Raw genomic sequence first — 17,000 nt, forward strand, 5'->3', positions numbered from 1 at the left:
CCCTTTGGGCTGTCCAGTAGTTCCCGAAGTGTACATCAAATAGGCGAGTCGATCCCCGAATTTGCCCGCTTGTAAAATCTCGTTTTTCGGATCTGCATAATGGGTATAATTCGCACGATGAGGCTCGTTTTGATCCGATTGTACGGTATCTAGCCCTTGATCATCCTCTGCCCCGTATACAGTAGCATCGCTCAGATCCAGCACAATCCCGCTGTATTCATCCGGCTGCTGCTCCGCACGCTGTACCAGTAGTAGCTTCGCGCCTGAATCCTCCAGCAGGTAGCGTACACGCTCTGCCGGATAATCCGGGTCGATCGGTACATACGCACCGCCCGCTTTGAGGATTGCCAGCATGCCGACGATCATAACTGTGGAACGCTCAGCGACGATACCTACCGTTCGTTCAACAGTAACACCGTAGCCACGCAGCGTGTGAGCCAGCCGGGTGGCCTGTTCATTCAGCTGCCCATAGGTTAGACGACTGTTTCCAAACACAACCGCAGTCTGATCCGGCGTACGCTCTGCCTGCTGCTCGAATAGCTCATGAATCCCTGCATCGTGTGGATATGGCACTGCTGTAGCATTGAATACATCCACAATTTGTGCTCGCTCTTCGTCACTAATCAGTGACAACTCCTGTATCCGCTTCTGTGGACCGTTCACCATATGCTCCGCCACACTCAAGAATTGTCGGATGATTCGGGCAATTTCCTGCTGACTGAACAGCTCGGTCCGATAATCCAGGTACAGGACAAGTCTATCGTCATCCAGCATTTCTACCATATGAATATCGAAGTCGTTCACTGTATCTCCGCAGAAATCATTATTCACCTGCTGAATGGCTTCGTCAAAGCGGGAGAAGCTCAGCGTACGGTACTGAATGGAAACGCCAAACAGGCGCTGAATATCCAGACTGTTTTGCTGTTCACGCAAATCCTGAATAATTTTGTTGTATGGATAACGCTGATGACGCAAAATGGACGACTGCTCCTTGCCCACACCTTGCAGGAAGGTCAGAAGCTCGGATTCCGGCTCAACCAGCAGGCGTGTAGCCACGGTGCTGACGAACATGCCAATCGTATCCTTTTCCTTCTTCGACGTACGGTTAGCGTACAGTGTACCAACGGTTAAATCCTGTTCCCCCGTCACTTTATGCAAATAAATATACAGGGCGGCCAGGAAGAACGTAAAAATACTGATTTTATGCTCCTCGCAAAAAGCCGTAACACCACGATATAATTCATGCTCCAGTATAAAGCTCTCGCGGCGTGCAGCCGTGCTTAGCGTGAGCGGATTGTATGATTTTAAACCTGTGGTCTCCGGCAAATCGGCGAACTTCTCCGTCCAGTATGTCTTGTCCTTTTCATAGCGGTCAGATTGCTCGTAGCTTTGCTCCACCTGAATAAAATCCAGATATGGATTCGCTTTGGTCGGCGTATCTTGACCTGTACCATGTACAATATCCATGTAATGTCCGGTAATTTCATTAATGGCCTGATTCATGGATACACCATCTGAAATAATATGATGCATTTTAAAATTAAACCAGGTTTCCTCTGCCCCCAGCTGCAAAATAACAAACCGGTACAGCTGTGAATCCAGCAACGAAAACGGCTGTGGATTATGGAGGCTTAACCATTGGTTCGCTTCCTCTGGAGTAACTTGGATCGTTTCTATGCTTTGAGCGGCAAAAGGCTCTACATATTGATATGGAATACCATCCTGGGCCGTGATTTTAATACGGAAAGAATCATTTTGCGCAATTACCTGGTTCATCGCCTGCTGCAATGCATCTATACGAACAGTTCCCTTGATTTTAACAGTTGCAATAATCGTGGACGTGTTGCGATTAGGATAAAGAAGCTCTGTATACCAAATACGTTGCTGTGGCTGGCTTAATGCAAACAATTGAACATCGTGCTGTGTCATACGTTCTCTCTCCTCGCAAAATAGATATTGGTAAAAAGAAACTACGCATATTTATGCGGTTTGCTCCTCGGGATGCTTTCGAAACTGAAGCTTATACAGCTCCGCATAATGACCGCCCTCGGCAAGGAGCTGGTCATGAGTACCCTGTTCTTTCAGCTCGCCCTCGGCAAGGACACAGATCGTATCTGCCCGCTCAATCGTAGACAGTCGATGGGCAATCACTAATGTTGTACGATCCTTCATCAGCTCATTTAAGCCCTGCTGGACTTCGTATTCCGATTCTGCATCCAGCGCCGAGGTTGCTTCATCCAGCAGCAAAATCGGTGCGTTTTTGAGCAAAGCGCGGGCAATCGCGAGCCGTTGCCTTTGACCACCGGACAGGTTGGCTCCGCGTTCACCGACTATGGTGTCGTAGCCTTCCGGCAGCTCGGCTATGAAGCCGCTGGCATAGGCCGTTTTGGCCGCAGCCTCCACTTCCTCGTCCGTGGCATCCGGTGAGCCGAAGCGGATATTATCCGCTACTGTACCGTGGAACAGCGTAGCCTCCTGTGGGACATAGGCCATCAAATGCCTGACCTCGTCCAATCGAAGTTCGCCTGCCGAACGACCACGGACCCGCAGCACACCCTCATCCGGTGGGTAAAAGCCCAGCAACAGCTTCATGACTGTGCTTTTGCCACCGCCACTTGGGCCGACAAGCGCGGTTACGTGCCCTTCCCGCACGACCAAGTTCAGTCTGCGCAGTGTGGGACGGTCTGGCTGATAGCCGAAGGTGATGTCGTGCAGCTCCAGTGCAGCCGGAACTTGTTCAATGGCGTGGCCTCGGCTCACGGTCTCGACATCATTATGAACCCCCTGAGGTTCACTGGCTGATAAAGCTACCGACTCCGGGGCGATAAGCGCAGACCGCGATTCATTAGGCTTCGCCGCAGGAAAATACTCCTTTTCCTGCGACTCATCCAGAATTTCGCGGATACGAGCCAAGCCCGCCAAGGAGTTTTGCAGCAATGATACAGCAGCCCCCAGTTGTAAAAACACTGTGGAGATGCCGCTTTGCAGCTGCACGATCTGTCCGAGGACTCCCAGCTCCATTTGCTTCTGTGAAACCAGAATCAGTCCGGCGACAAGCACACCGCCCAGCGTAATGAATTCAATCAGGAAATTACACATATCCTGCAAGCCCATATGACGTCCCTGCCGGATGCTGATGTGGTTTATGTCCTCACTTGCATCGTTACAAAGTCCGCCTACCTTTGTCCGCAATCCGAACAGCTTCACCGTCTGCAAGCCAGAAAGCAAATCGCTCAACCGTTCTGTGAACCTGCTCATCCGTCCCTGTAACTCATCACTCGTCTGTCGCATCTTCTTCGCGAAATAAACATTTACCCAAGCCGAGGCCAGCCCAAGTAAAACGGCCATAACCCCAAATCGCCAATCCAGCACCATCATAATGACTAACGAGCCAAAGAAAAGCGAAACCTCCAGTATAATCGAGCGAATATGAACTGTGTAAGCCTGCTCCAACGTCTGTACATCGTTGGTCATGCGGGATACAAGATCACCCGAATGGCGTTTTTCGGCCTTTTCATACGATAGCTTAACGATATGCCCGAATAGCCTCACCCGTACATTGGCAATCGCCAGCTTCACACACCGCTTATACATGTAGCTGCACAGCGGAGAAATAAGACTTAATGCCAAAAATGTACCGCTGACCAAATAAATCGCCTGGTAAAGTCCCTGCACCTGCCCGTCAACCGCAAAATTCAGCAAATAATGCACCACAAAGGAAAGTAAAATCGTGATGCTCGCATTGGTCAGGCTATTGCCAATCAGCCCGGTAAAATACCATTTCCGGTGCGGCTTCATCAGGGACATCAGCTGCTTAAACTCATAAAACCCCTGCTTGAAGGTCACGCTTCTCGCTCCTTTCCTCCGGCATCGAATGGCCGTTTTCCACCGTATACTGTTCTTCTTCAAAATTTTGCAAATACAGCTTTCGGTACTCGCCGTCACGGCCCAGTAATTCCTCATGCGTCCCCGATTCCACAATGCTCCCCTGATCCAGTACGATAATCCGGTTCGCCTGACGCACGGTTGACAGTCGATGAGCAATGACCAGTACCGTCCGGTTATGCATTACCGCATTCATCGCAATCTGCACCTGAGCCTCCGACTGGCTATCGAGCGCTGAAGTGGGCTCATCCAGTAGAAGCAGCGGAGCATTTTTTAGCAATGCTCTTGCTATGGAAATACGCTGCTTTTGCCCGCCGGACAATCCGCCTCCCCGCTCGCTCAAAAGAGTTTCATAGCCCTCGGGAAGCTGAACAATAAAATCATGCGCATGTGCCGCTTTCGCCGCCTCGACAATTTCTTCCCGAGTCGCCTTCAGACGTCCATATCCGATATTTTCTGCAATGGTGGCCGGAAAAAGCGATGGCTCCTGAGACACCATCGAGATATGGCTGCGCAGGCTTGTTAAATTCCAATCCGTCAAATTTTTTCCAAATAATTGAACAGTTCCAGCATGCTCTCCCGGTTCATTAAATCCGCAAAGCAGTTTGAATATCGTGCTTTTGCCGCCACCGCTGGCACCGACAATCGCTACCGTTTCTCCTTGTCCTACCTGGAAGCTGATATCCTTGAGCACCGTGTTCCCCTCGTTGTAGCCAAAGGTCAAATGCTCAAACCTGACTACAGCAGCGTCATCGTCGCTTTTACTTGCTTGATTAGCTTGGTTGGCTTCCCTATCTGCATCGACTCCCGAACGGAGGCCCTCATCCCCTCCAGCTTTACCTACTGAGGTGATTTCACCGCCTTGACGTTCATCCGGCCAATCCAGTACCTCAAACAAATGCTTTGCCGCTCCCCCCGCTTCCTTCATCTGCGAGATGATCGTCGGCAGCATGGAGACAGGCTGCAATATGAACGAAATCAGATATAAAAATAGGACGATGCCTCCAGCATTCAGCTCTCCTTGTTGAATCAGATATCCTCCGTACACAATGACCAAAATAATCGGTGTTGCCAGCATCATCACACCTACCGGAGTAATGGACGCATAGCGCTTTTCCAGCCCCAGGCCGCGTCTGACGACCTCCTCCATAATCACCATATACTTCTTCAACAGCACGGCCTGCATATTGAATGCCTTGACGATAGGAATTCCTCCGATCGCATCCTGTCCGACCGCGTTCAAATGGGCCATTTTCTCCTGAAGCTGCTCGGAATATTTTTCAATCGGTCTGCTCATCAGTGATGTGATGATCATTCCTACAGGCATAAGCGCAAGACTGGCCAAAACCAGCTTCCAGCTTGTCATTAAAAGCAACGTTAAGGATGCCGTAAACACAAGTGGTAAATAAAACAGATTGGCAAACTGCTCGATAAAAAAATTCTGTAACAGCGCTGTATTGTTCGTAAGACGGGATACCAAATCTCCGGTAAATTTCCTCTCTACACGGGAAACCGGTAAATCGCAAAACTTATGTACGAGGTCGCCTCTCAGGTCACGTAGAGCGCTAACGCTAAATCGCGCTGAAGCGTACCTCATCACAAACTTACAGGGCATTCCAATGAGGGTCATACCAACAACCAGATAGATCATGTTTTCGGTGGACGAAAAGGTTCCCTCTGCCATTTGCTCGATGGCCTTACCCAAAATAATGTCAATGGCTGCCAAACATAAGGAGGCGAGCACTGTTATGAAAACCCATAGATTGTACGGTCTTACATAACATGCGAGTCTCCGAAAAGCAGAATTTGATCGAAACAAGGACATCCCTCTTTTTCGTTGCTCACACTTTCGCAGTGCGAACTTTTTTAAGTTGCAATGGACATGGTGAGATAAACTCTGGCTCTGGATGTATGAATGCTTGCATGGAATAAAATCGTTCTTGAATTATGCTGGGAGTTGCATCTTGGTGGTAGGTTAATTATTGAATGGTTGCCGAGATGTTAATAACGTAGTGTATCGTGATGTGTGGGTCATTTAACTCTGCCTGAATCGTGGTTGTAGGGTATTGGTGCTGTATGATGCATGAGTTGCGGCAGCATGGTTCAGGGCTGAGGGTGCGGACAAAATATTCACGACTGCGCTGATAACTTCCTGCTCTTGTTCATGAATGAAAAAGTGATTGCCCTCGAATATTTGCACATCTATGGGCAGTGTGGTGTGCTGCTGCCAGGCATGCAGTGAATCGGTGGTCACCTCGTAATCCTTCATGCCGCCAAAGATGGTCATCGGGCAAGCCAACGGATTCCCAGGCTGATAAGCATACGTTTCACATGCTTTAAAGTCCGCACGCAGGCGAGGCATAATAATTTGCATTAACTCTGCATTTTGCAAGACTTCTTCAGGTGTTCCCTGCATTAAACGAAGCTCTTCGGTGAAAGGCTCATCTGCTAAATCATGAAGTTGTTTTTTGGAATACGGAAGATGTGGTGCGGATTTACCGGACGCGATGATGTGGATAGGCAATCTTCCGGTTTTGCTGTACAACTGCCGTGCTGTTTCAAATGCAATCAGTGCTCCCATACTGTGTCCGAAAAAAGCAAAAGACTTATGTACGTAGGAAGCCATAGCAGGAAGCAACGAGTGTACAATGTCCTGAATGGTGTCCATTGGGGCTTCTGTTGAACGGCTTTCACGTCCCGGGAGCTGTACTGGTAAAACCGTAATGTCGGGCGCAAGTCTAGACTTCCATGGACCAAATATGGAAGCGCCACCACCGGCATAAGGGAAGCAAAATAGTTGGAGCTTCTCAGCCGGATGGACCACGGTTTTCGCAAACCAAGATTGTGACCGAGTTGTCATATGAATTCCTCCATCCTCTATGCAGTTCAGGATTTTACAGTAAATCCTTATATCGCTAATTTTTTCTTCCAACACTTTCTAGCTGTTTTTAAATATACAAACTTTAAAACCGCTTGGCATGGGACAAAAGGGCTAAATTGATTGAATTCATAAAAATAAAATATAATCCAGATTATTCTATTTATTTTCAGTCTTTAAAAATAACAATTTCACTTTTTGGATGATTTGCCTGCTAATCATGATCTGTTAATTTGATTCAAAGCGAGCTTTCAGATTTTCATGGATTTTGTAAAATCAAAATTATTATGATTTGCAATAAAGCTCCAAAGCCTTGTGCTACAACAATTTTACCTTTACATGCCATTAACATAAATGTAACAAATTCATCCTGATATCATCCGACAAATTCCGCCTTTTTCCGCAACAGCCTTTAACACCCTATTTTATGGGAATTAATTCCATCAAGCTCACATCAATCCAAATTAATAACTCTTTAATTTTTTAATAAATCATGCTATTTTATAGTTCTATAGAACCATTTTGGGATGAATTTTTTTTGGCTCTCCGTCTAAAAATTTCATCTAAAATTGAATTTTTCTCTTCTAAAACTATGAATTTTCTTTTCAAACTTTAATAGAAACGTTTTTATCTTCCTTCAAAAGTATCAATTTTCAGGAAATTTATAACTTTTGTTATAAACTTTCTGCAATCGGTAAACAAACCGGAAACGCCAAACAGCAAGTCTCCAAGTAGTGTGAGACTTGCTGTTTTTTAAGCCTATGATGAGTTTGTCTTGCATTTAGCTGTGAAGACTTAAGAGGATGCAGCCGCAGCGAGCGTACCGGACGCATCAGTAGTATGGTGAATACTACGCACGAAGCGAATCGTTTTTGTTTCCGAGTGCATCACGACCGAGTGAGTTTCCGCCCTGTGGCCAGGGAGTGAACGAACCCCCTGCAACCACTCGCCAGGTGTCACGCCAGTAGCCACAAACATCACACCTTGACGTCCAACCATATCAGCCATGGATAGCAGTGCCCCTGGATCCGTAATCCCCATACGTTTGCAACGCTCAATTTCTTCTTCGCCATGAGGCAGCAGACGGCCCTGTATTTCTCCGCCCATGCATTTCAGTGCTGCCGCGGCCAATACACCCTCGGGAGCGCCGCCGGAGCCGATATGCAAATCTACGCCACTATCCAGGCAAGTTTCAATCGCCCCCATCACATCTCCGTGACCAAGCAGCTTGATTCGAACGCCGCTTTCCCGCAGAAGCTTGATGATTCCAGCGTGACGTGTACGGTCCAGAATGGAGACCGTAAGATCGGGTAAAGATTTGCCCAGTATCCGTGCGGCTTTTGACAATGTAGCCGGAATCGGATCATCCAGAGACAGCTTTCCAGCCAAGCCCGGGCCAACAGCCATTTTTTGCATGTACATATCTGGAGCGTGGAGCAAACCTCCACGAGGTGCAGCAGCAATGACCGAGAGAGCATTGTTCAAACCATTTGCCACTGTTTCGGTTCCCTCCAGCGGGTCGACAGCGATATCTATAGCCGGTCCTCTGCGATTGCCTACTCTTTCCCCGATGTACAGCATGGGAGCCTCATCCATTTCTCCTTCGCCAATGACGACCGTACCATCCATGGATACCGCATTAAAATGGGTGCGGATGGCTACCGTAGCTGCCTCGTCTGCGCTATTCTTATCTCCACGTCCTGTCCATTGCGCCGATTGCAGTGCTGCCGCCTCTGTTACGCGAACGAATTCCAATGCCAATTGACTCTCCATACTATCCCTCCACCTCTCTTATATCATTGTTATCCCATGGTAAATCATTATTTTAAAGTAGCTTCGTGTTGCCATTTATCTATTTGTCTATTTATCTATTTTTATATAATCTCCTATATCCTACGGCCGATCTTTTCTTTAGAGCAGTTTTTACTGCTATTTATCTATTCACTCCGGTATCCTGCAGCTCATATTTTCTCTATAAGAATTACTACGCTACTGCAACATTCTAATAATCAGACCTGCTGTTTCTTCAATCGCTTTATCCGTGACATCAATAACCGGGCAACTTAGTTCCTTGAACAAAGACTGCGCATAAGCAATCTCGTCCTCCACCCGCGCCGATGTGGCATACTGCACATTGTTGGGAAGCCCCATAACCTTTAGTCGCTCACTGCGTATTTTTAGCAGCAGCTCCGGCTGGATCGTCAGCCCGAACACCCGACCGTGCTGTACATCCTTCAACTGTGCGGGTGGCGTTAGCTCCGGTACAATCGGAATGTTGACTGTCTTATAACCTTTGTGTGCCAGAAACATCGATAAAGGGGTTTTGGAAATACGGGATACCCCGAGCAATACAATATCTGCTTTGAGAATGGCGCTGACATCTTTGCCATCATCGTATTGAACCGCAAAATCCAAGGCTTCCACACGGCGAAAATAGTTGTCGTCCATCCGATGCAGCAGACCGGGTTTCTCCTTCGGATCATTATGAAACGTGTCTGCAAATGCCTGCATCATCGGCCCCATAATATCCACAGCCCGTACATTCAGCCGAACAGCCTCCTCTTTCATCGCCTCTCTCAATTCTGGCTGAACCAGCGTATAAGCAACAAAACCTCTCCGCTCGGCGACCTCCTCCATCACCCGGCTCAACTCGTCTTCATCCCTTACATTCATAAATCTTTTGATCTCTGTGTCCGGTAGCTCAAATTGGCGCATGGTCGCCTGTACTACAGCTTCCGCCGTCTCACCAATCGAGTCTGAACAGATCGCTATAAAATGACTGCTCGCCTGAACCATTCGATTCCTCCCATTAATCTTCTGCTACCATATCGAGCAACATTTTAATAATATTCGTTTTCGTAATGCGTCCCACAACTTTCCAGTGTTCCCCTGGTTTGTCGGAGTCAGAAGGGACGACGACAGGTAAGCTGTCGATTTGATGGGCAATAATTTTGCGGGCTGCCTCCAGAACGGTGTCCTCCGGGGAAACCGTGACGACATTCGCCTGACGGGTCATTACGAGACTGACAGGAATGGTCGCCGCATTCGGATTGCCTAACGTAACCTTGAGCAAATCCTTACGGGAAGCTACACCCGCCAAATCCCCATCTTCATCGGTGACGATCAAATTGCTCACATTTTCCAAAAAAAGTGCCACCACAGCTTCCTGAATCGTTGTTGTTTCTCGTACGATAACCGGAACCCCGTGAAGATCGCCAACCTTCATTTGCATGAGCCGGAATTTTTCCTCCCGGTTCGGCGTACCCCGCTTTCCGACAAAATAGCCAACCTTGGGCTTCGCATCTATGTAATTTAGAATGCCCAGCTTGGAAAGGTCGGTCCGAATGGTCGCCTTGCTGAGATTAAGCATTTCCGCAATCTGATCACCGGTAATCGGGGCATGCTTTTGTACTATATTTAAAATTTCCAGTTGTCTTTCCGTAAGATCGATGATGAACGCCCCTCCTTTTTTTCTTGTCATCTGATATTGAATATAATACGTCATATATATTTATAAATCAACCTTTAAAAGTATATAAAACATCACATATATAAAAATAAGGCAGTTATTCATGATTTTTTATCGTTTAAAACGTTTATTCCGCACGAAAAAGCGGATACTTTCACCATACTCTTGCGAGTAAGGTGGAGTATCCGCTCCCTTATTCGTATCTTAAAGCATCAATCGGACGCAGCTTGGACGCCTTCCGCGCCGGATAGACTCCGAACAACACACCGACTCCCATGCAGCACAGAAAAGAGTACAGCACCGGCTCCATCGAATACACAATCGGCATTTGGACGAATTTTTCGAGCAGTTTTGCACCCCCAAGACCCGCCATAACGCCAACCAATCCACCCATTAGGCTGAGAAAAACGGCCTCGGCCAGAAACTGCAGCATGATATCGCTGCGCTGCGCACCAATCGCCTTGCGGATCCCGATCTCTCTCGTCCGTTCCGTGACAGACACCAGCATAATGTTCATAATGCCAACACCGCCGACGCCAAGCGCAATCGCAGCCACACCGATCAGCAGCATATTCATCACCTTATCTACGCCTGACACCGTTTCAAGAATCTCCGTTTGGGTCGTAATCTGAAAATCATCCCCCTCGGAAGGCTTCAGCTCATGCCGTACACGCAACGTCTGCCTGATTTCATTACGCGCCTGGTCAATCTTATCCTCTGTTGTCGCAGAAGCGTTGACCTGCTGAATGCTCATATTCCCCAGCCGTTCCATCCCCGTCGTAATCGGTATATACACCTGCTGCGAACTATTGCTCATATTGGAGTTGGAATTTGTTAGTACCCCGACCACCTTAAAAGGGAGCTGCTTGATCATGATCGTCTCACCAACTGCCTTGGATGTATCCGGTCCAAAAATATTTCGGGCCGCGTCGCTCCCCAGCACCACAACATTTAACCGTTTATCCACTTCATAATGAGTAAACGACCTGCCCTGAGCGAGCGACAGCTTTCTCACATGAACGAATGCCAGCGAAGTCCCCTCAATTTGCCCGCTGACCTTATTGCGACTCCACGTAATATCCGCATTGGTCATGGCACTTGGCGCTACCTCTGCTACCGATTTTTGCTGTTCCAGTGCTTCAATATCCTCAAGTGAAATTCCTTTGGTCTGAGTAAAGGACATAGAGCTGGAGCCATCATACGGAGCATAAGGATAAATCATAAGCAGGTTATTTCCCATACTGTTAATCTGCGACGTAATCGTTGCGGTAGAGCCTTTTCCGATAGCTACAATCGTAATTACGGCAGGCACTCCAATAATAAATCCCAACATGGTCAGCAAGGAACGCAGCATATTGGTTCGCAAGCTATTAAGTGATACCCGGATAATTTCCCGAAATTTCATGCTCTCACTTCCTCCGCCGCCATTGTTCGTTTCCCAACAGGCTCATCCTCTTCAATCCGCCCATCACGAAAATGAATCAGACGCTTGGCGTATTCCGCCACCTCCTGATCATGCGTAACCAGTACAATCGTTTTCCCCTGATCGTTCAGACGCTGAAAAATCCCCATAATTTCAACGCTGGTTTTGGAGTCCAATGCGCCTGTCGGTTCGTCCGCCAAAAGAATAACCGGATTGTTCACAAGCGCGCGCGCAATGGATACCCGTTGCTGCTGACCGCCTGACAATTCGTTGGGCCTGTTGTTCATCCGATCGCCTAATCCCACGCTAGTGAGGGCCTCCATTGCCCGCAAACGCCGTTCCTTGGCAGGAACACCCGCATAGATCATAGGCAGCTCCACGTTCTCCAAAGCCGTTGCGCGCGGGAGTAAATGAAATTTCTGAAATACAAATCCGATTTTCTGATTGCGTATAATAGCCAGTTCATCCTCACGGGCATCCAATATCGAATAACCGTCCAAGTAAAATTGCCCCGATGTGGGCAAATCCAGACAGCCGATGACATTCATCATCGTTGATTTTCCTGATCCAGACGGTCCCATGATGGCAACAAAATCACCGTCAGCAATGTCGAGCTGCACATCACGCAGGGCATGAATTTCCTGATCCCCGACCTGATACACCTTTTTCAGATTTCCAATTTGAATAACGTATCTCATAGCCTATTAAAATCCTCCCTGCATGCCACCCATGTTGGAAGGGTTTGGAGGTGCTTCAGGAGCTGGTATGACAATCGTGTCACCCTCCTTTACACCCGATTTCAATTCAACCCGGTCTGGCGTGTAAAATCCGAGCTCTACGGGCTTGAACGTGCGCGTCCCTGGATTTGCAGGATTCGCAGCAAGATAGACGCCGTCCTGCCCCCCTTCGGATCTCAGCGCAGTTGCAGGTACGAACAGTACATTTTTGTGCACTCCTAAAATAACGGCCACATTCATAATCATACCTGTTTTAAGCTTCCCTTTCGGGTCATGAACGGACAGCTCCATCAGATACGTCGTCATCCCTTCATCTGTAGATGCTTCCGGTGAGACAAACTGCACCTTCCCCGGAAACGATTCGCCCGGATATGCATTGGTAGATAACACCGCCGAAAGGCCTTTTTTCACCTTGACAATGTCGGTTTGACTAACCTTCACAACCACCTTAAGATCGTTGGAATCCGAGTTATTCATGACAATAAATGGAGCCGTCGGACTGGTTCCGACATCCCCGTTCACCTTCAAGATCACTCCGTCCCACGGTGCCGTGACCTGAAGCTTGTTAAGTTCATTTTTTTTCTGCTCCAGCTCAGTCGCCAGTCTTCGAACCTCTATCCGCGAGGCTTGAATATTGGAAGCATCAGCCGGAACCTGAGTTTTGCGTAGCTCAGCCTTTGCCGAACGGTAGCCGATTTCAGCCTCTGAGAGGGCGCGACGCTTTTGCGACATGATTTTGCGGAACTGTAGATCCAGACCATCATAGTCTGTCTGTGCTTTATTTAGCGCTTGCTCTGCCTGCTCCAATTCACTGTTGGACACCGCCCCGGCATCATGTAAAAACTTTTGATCATCGTATGCCTTCTGTGCCTGCTCCAGTTGCTTTTGGGAAGCTTTCTTCTGACTTTCAGCTTCTTCCAGCTCAAATGATTCCTTGGCTGTATCGACAGCCATTTTGGCCCGAAGTACGTTTGTCTCCTGTATTTCAATATCCTCCGCCTTTGGCCCTTTCTCCAATTCAGCCAACTTGGATTTGGATATCTCCAAGCTATCAGACGCACTCTGGATCTGCATTTTAATTTCAGAGCTGTCCAGAAGCGCTAACACCTGTCCTTTTTTCACCTTATCCCCGGCTTTTACGTGTACTGCTGCCAGCTTATTTTCACCTGCGCTCGTGAAGTTCAGCTTTACTTCCTTGGACGCTTGCACTGTACCGGACGTATCCAGCTTCTCGCTCACATCCCCGCGCTCCACTTTAAGTGTCTCGTCCTGAACCATTGGGGCGGCCTGCTCCTTGGGCAGATTCAGATAAACAGCCGTTCCGCCCCCGCCTACAACCAACAGAACAATTGCAGTCCAGATCCACTTCTTTCTCCGTTTTCTCCGTAACTTGATTAAAGCATCGTTTAAAACCGTTTCTGCCAACGCCGTTTCCTCCCTATGTGCTCCATGGCTTGTTCAACGTGTACTCATTCTGATTCAACTCAATCGCCAGTTCTTCCATTTGCCGTTCAATTTGGTCTACCTTCAACTGGCTATTTTTCAGCTCCAGCTCAATAATTAAGCCTCTGGCCCACTTTTTGCGTGCCAGCTCCAGTCCCTCTTTGGCCGTACGCAGACTTTCTTCCAGTTGTACGTATTTTTTTTGGTTTTCCTTGACCGTGGCATAAAGATTGCGGAGCGATTCGGCAAAATCCTTTTGTCCCTTGTCCAGCTCGTCTTTAGCTGTATCGATATCCAACTTGGCCAGATCATAAGCACTGGCGCCGCTGTTAAAGTCAAAATATCTTACATTGAGTTCCGAAGTCTTGATGTTGTCTTCCAGCTTCCATAAATTCGGATTCATATCCATCAGCTGTTGTATATGTATTTCTATATCCAGTTTCTTCGGTTCCTTGTACACAGGCCGATCCACTAACTCATAGACTGTTCCGTTAGGCTGACCCATGAGAAAATTCAGTGCATCCCGTGATTTTTGCAACGCTATCTTGCTCTGCTCTACGGTCTGCTGTGCCTGACTTCTAGCCTGCACGCTCTCGTTTTTCGCATACTCAGACAGCTTCCCGCGAGCAAACTTGGCGAGTGCAATCTGTTCTTCCGCTTTTGCAATTTCAAGCGCTTCCAGATCATTTTTCACCTGATTCTCTGCTACAAACACGCTCTGGTAGCTTTTCATCACGTTAAAATAAATCTGATCTTTGGCGTACTGGGCTTGTTTTTTACTAGCTAGATAAGATAACGTCGACGAATTATAATTTCTCCAGGAAACGTCATTATCAACAAATTCATCGTCTATAAAATCGACGAATGAATTTCCCAGACTCTTTTCCGCATTCTTAAACTCGATTCTGCGACGCTCCACATCCCGCTCGGTGGTACGCGTGTTGTAGCTGTTGGTCTGTGCCCATTCCACTGCCTGCTTAAGTGTCAATGTTGGCAAAGCCTGGCCCGTTGCGGATGTTGTCTTGGATGTCACCTCAGAAGATGAAGCACCTGACGTACTTGCTGATGTATTTCCGGGCGCACTGTCGGCTTGGACAGTCGAGACCAGACCTGCTGATAAGGACAATACAAGCAGCGTGGCAGCCGCTTTTTGCTTCATAGATGAATTTCTCCCCTTTCTGTGCGTTATTCGCATCATTTCAATAGATTTCGACAGAAATTTCCACTCTCTATCGAAATCTATTGTACTTTCCGGTTTATGTAGGTACAAGGTGTAAAAACAATACATTTTTGTAACCTTTGCTTTCACGCCAGTCGTACCTAAGCCCCGCCGTGCACATGAAAATATCAGAATTAGACTGTTTTTACCTGAACTTTACCTGATTTTCAGCTAATTTTAAGGAAAACAACAGCATCTATTAAGGTTTGGGACATATACTAGAGAAAGAATAACAGCCGCTCACTAGGAGGGTTAATAGATGATAAAAGAATCTCGCATGACAACTACCAACGAACCGTCTGATTTGTGGATGACCCGTTTTTTACGTGAATCGGAACAGCAAAAGATGCAATTGATCCGGGAAGCGCGGAAAAATAACGATATACCGCTGATGAACAGTATTTCTTTTCATCTTGCCCAGCGGAATCAGCAGCACCTGATTGGATAAGCCGACAGGCGAATTTAGCTATAAATGAACGGGCATGCCCATCGCCGCAGGATGTGCTAGATTAAAAAGAGCCAGGACAAATCAAACTACGATTTGTCCCGGCTCTTTTGGTGATAATCCCATCTTTGCTTTACCTCGCCTATTCTTTCATCTCCGCCTGCGGATCATATAAATATTGATCGAGCGGGATACGTCCGTTTGCATTAAAATGTATGCCTTCTTCCTCCAAATACAGACGCTGCAGCGAGGCGGCCCCGTCCTCCTGCAAAGCAATCTCCCCCAAACGGTTGACTACTCTATGCCAGGGAAGCCGATGTTTTTGGCTTAGTGAATGCAAAATGCGGACTACCTGCCTGGCTCCTCTCGGACTGCCGGCTTCTGCCGCAATTTGCCCATAAGTCATTACTTTTCCCTCAGGGATCAGCAATATAATTTGAAGCACACGGGCAGTGAAAGGCTGCATGTTCTATTCCTCCTGCATTACTATTGCTTTCCTATGATTATATCACCCTCCTTGTTTTTCGAGTAGGATGTACGTTGACGCTCGTGTGGACGCTTTCGCAAACGGACCGTTGTTCCAATCGCTGTAATGTAAGCTCAGAATCCGTTCAGACCCTGTCTTTTTAAATCCTGCGCTACCAATCGTGCCAGCTCCCTTGCACCCGCAAAGTTCGGATGAAGCGTGTCACCATTCATATAGAGGGCGAGTGTAGCCTCTTTGCCAATAGAAGTGAAAAAGCTGAGCTCAGAACGTTCAGATCGACCAAAGGGGTTTGTTCCTCTTGAGCCAACGCTAAAATAGCACTTCTATACCATCTGTTTTCAGCGTTGTGTACATTATTCGCATTAAAATCAGTGGCTCGGCCTTGCGGTGTCGATAGCACTACAGTCGCCCCCTTGGCCTTAACCTGACGGATCATATCCCGCATCCAGTCCTTAAACTCCGCTTCGCTTTCATTATGCTTTGGATTGGTATCATTAATGCCTAACTGCAGAATAAAATAATCCCCCGGCTTAATATATCTCACAATGGCCTCCAACTGGCCATCCTGATGGAAGCCTCTAGCAATTTGGCCGCCTGACGCCATGTTGCGAATTTGAAAAGTTTTCGTGTTCACAAACGCTGGCAGCAGTTGCCCCCACCCGGCCTGCACGCTGCTATCTAGCGGATAGTAGCTACATACGGTAGAATCCCCGCCGATATAAATCGTTCGATTGGTGACCGGGCTGCTAGACAATTGCCTGACTTCCAATGCACTGAGTGTAAAAGCTGCACCCTCTTTGCCTTCTGTAACCAGCAGGTTGAGCTGTCCGTCTGTCACCGGAATTTGAAAGCGATCCTTGGCTCCGTTTCCTGTCATATTAATAACCTGATACACACCCTCAGCGGCTATACTCGAACGCGAAGTATTCCCTAACGTAACCGATACCTCATACAATCCGGGAGGAAGATCAACATCAAAGCACGCCTGTTGAATAACCAAAATAAGTAACTCAA

13 protein-coding genes and 1 pseudogene are annotated in these 17,000 nt (G+C 47.7%); 1 reads left to right on the forward strand and 13 read right to left on the reverse strand.

Annotation, left to right across the window (positions count from 1 at the left end; all coding sequences use genetic code 11):
- The 11 genes from L693_RS0113745 to L693_RS0113795 form a co-directional block, all read right to left on the reverse strand.
- On the reverse strand, nt 1–1,929 hold a 1,929-nt coding region (locus tag L693_RS0113745; RefSeq protein ID WP_025717751.1), incomplete at its 3' end, for a condensation domain-containing protein.
- 51 nt (nt 1,930–1,980) lie between these two features.
- Nucleotides 1,981–3,846, reverse strand: coding sequence for an ABC transporter ATP-binding protein (locus tag L693_RS0113750; RefSeq protein WP_025717752.1), 1,866 nt, complete (start codon nt 3,844–3,846; stop codon nt 1,981–1,983).
- Nucleotides 3,821–5,704 carry an ABC transporter ATP-binding protein gene (locus tag L693_RS0113755; protein ID WP_025717753.1) on the reverse strand — a complete coding sequence of 628 codons (1,884 nt, stop codon included), beginning with the start codon at nt 5,702–5,704 and terminating at the stop codon, nt 3,821–3,823. The genes L693_RS0113750 and L693_RS0113755 overlap by 26 nt, the downstream gene beginning before the upstream one ends.
- Before the next feature lie 216 nt (nt 5,705–5,920).
- The gene (locus L693_RS0113760; protein WP_025717754.1) at nt 5,921–6,745 is read right to left on the reverse strand and encodes a thioesterase II family protein; all 825 of its coding nucleotides are present in this window, start codon (nt 6,743–6,745) and stop codon (nt 5,921–5,923) included.
- An 813-nt stretch (nt 6,746–7,558) separates the two neighbouring features.
- Nucleotides 7,559–8,536, reverse strand: coding sequence for a class II fructose-bisphosphatase (gene glpX / locus L693_RS0113765; RefSeq protein WP_025717755.1), 978 nt, complete (start codon nt 8,534–8,536; stop codon nt 7,559–7,561).
- 216 nt (nt 8,537–8,752) lie between these two features.
- Nucleotides 8,753–9,559: a pyruvate, water dikinase regulatory protein gene (locus L693_RS0113770; RefSeq protein WP_025717756.1), complete on the reverse strand. Its 807-nt coding sequence runs from the start codon at nt 9,557–9,559 to the stop codon at nt 8,753–8,755.
- A gap of 13 nt (nt 9,560–9,572) precedes the next feature.
- Nucleotides 9,573–10,244: a helix-turn-helix transcriptional regulator gene (locus tag L693_RS0113775; protein WP_049825155.1), complete on the reverse strand. Its 672-nt coding sequence runs from the start codon at nt 10,242–10,244 to the stop codon at nt 9,573–9,575.
- Between the two features lie 181 nt (nt 10,245–10,425).
- Nucleotides 10,426–11,637, reverse strand: coding sequence for an ABC transporter permease (locus L693_RS0113780; protein WP_025717758.1), 1,212 nt, complete (start codon nt 11,635–11,637; stop codon nt 10,426–10,428).
- The gene (locus L693_RS0113785; RefSeq protein WP_025717759.1) at nt 11,634–12,353 is read right to left on the reverse strand and encodes an ABC transporter ATP-binding protein; all 720 of its coding nucleotides are present in this window, start codon (nt 12,351–12,353) and stop codon (nt 11,634–11,636) included. The genes L693_RS0113780 and L693_RS0113785 overlap by 4 nt, the downstream gene beginning before the upstream one ends.
- Nucleotides 12,354–12,359: 6 nt before the next feature.
- Complete coding sequence (locus tag L693_RS0113790) at nt 12,360–13,817, reverse strand: efflux RND transporter periplasmic adaptor subunit (RefSeq protein ID WP_025717760.1); 1,458 nt, start codon at nt 13,815–13,817, stop codon at nt 12,360–12,362.
- A 13-nt stretch (nt 13,818–13,830) separates the two neighbouring features.
- The gene (locus tag L693_RS0113795) at nt 13,831–14,994 is read right to left on the reverse strand and encodes a TolC family protein (protein ID WP_025717761.1); all 1,164 of its coding nucleotides are present in this window, start codon (nt 14,992–14,994) and stop codon (nt 13,831–13,833) included.
- A 319-nt stretch (nt 14,995–15,313) separates the two neighbouring features.
- Here L693_RS0113795 and L693_RS0113800 point away from each other — a divergent pair, with 319 nt between their 5' ends.
- On the forward strand, nt 15,314–15,502 hold the full coding sequence (locus tag L693_RS0113800; protein WP_010346071.1) for a hypothetical protein: 189 nt from the start codon (nt 15,314–15,316) through the stop codon (nt 15,500–15,502).
- 139 nt (nt 15,503–15,641) lie between these two features.
- Here L693_RS0113800 and L693_RS0113805 read toward each other — a convergent pair whose 3' ends face one another.
- The gene (locus L693_RS0113805; protein WP_025717762.1) at nt 15,642–15,965 is read right to left on the reverse strand and encodes an MGMT family protein; all 324 of its coding nucleotides are present in this window, start codon (nt 15,963–15,965) and stop codon (nt 15,642–15,644) included.
- 134 nt (nt 15,966–16,099) lie between these two features.
- Nucleotides 16,100–17,000, reverse strand: a pseudogene (locus tag L693_RS0113810) (rhamnogalacturonan acetylesterase); the annotation flags it as partial.

Origin of the sequence: Paenibacillus sp. 1-18, assembly GCF_000520755.1 — a bacterium.
GTDB lineage: Bacteria > Bacillota > Bacilli > Paenibacillales > Paenibacillaceae > Paenibacillus > Paenibacillus brasilensis.

What these genes read in the sequence shown, in the direction of transcription:
- L693_RS0113760 (WP_025717754.1), bottom strand. Translation starts at nt 6,745, where the DNA reads ATGACAACTCGGTCACAATCTTGGTTTGCGAAAACCGTGGTCCATCCG.
- glpX (WP_025717755.1), bottom strand. Translation starts at nt 8,536, where the DNA reads ATGGAGAGTCAATTGGCATTGGAATTCGTTCGCGTAACAGAGGCGGCA.
- L693_RS0113770 (WP_025717756.1), bottom strand. Translation starts at nt 9,559, where the DNA reads ATGGTTCAGGCGAGCAGTCATTTTATAGCGATCTGTTCAGACTCGATT.
- L693_RS0113775 (WP_049825155.1), bottom strand. Translation starts at nt 10,244, where the DNA reads ATGACAAGAAAAAAAGGAGGGGCGTTCATCATCGATCTTACGGAAAGA.
- L693_RS0113780 (WP_025717758.1), bottom strand. Translation starts at nt 11,637, where the DNA reads ATGAAATTTCGGGAAATTATCCGGGTATCACTTAATAGCTTGCGAACC.
- L693_RS0113785 (WP_025717759.1), bottom strand. Translation starts at nt 12,353, where the DNA reads ATGAGATACGTTATTCAAATTGGAAATCTGAAAAAGGTGTATCAGGTC.
- L693_RS0113795 (WP_025717761.1), bottom strand. Translation starts at nt 14,994, where the DNA reads ATGAAGCAAAAAGCGGCTGCCACGCTGCTTGTATTGTCCTTATCAGCA.
- L693_RS0113800 (WP_010346071.1), top strand. Translation starts at nt 15,314, where the DNA reads ATGATAAAAGAATCTCGCATGACAACTACCAACGAACCGTCTGATTTG.
- L693_RS0113805 (WP_025717762.1), bottom strand. Translation starts at nt 15,965, where the DNA reads ATGCAGCCTTTCACTGCCCGTGTGCTTCAAATTATATTGCTGATCCCT.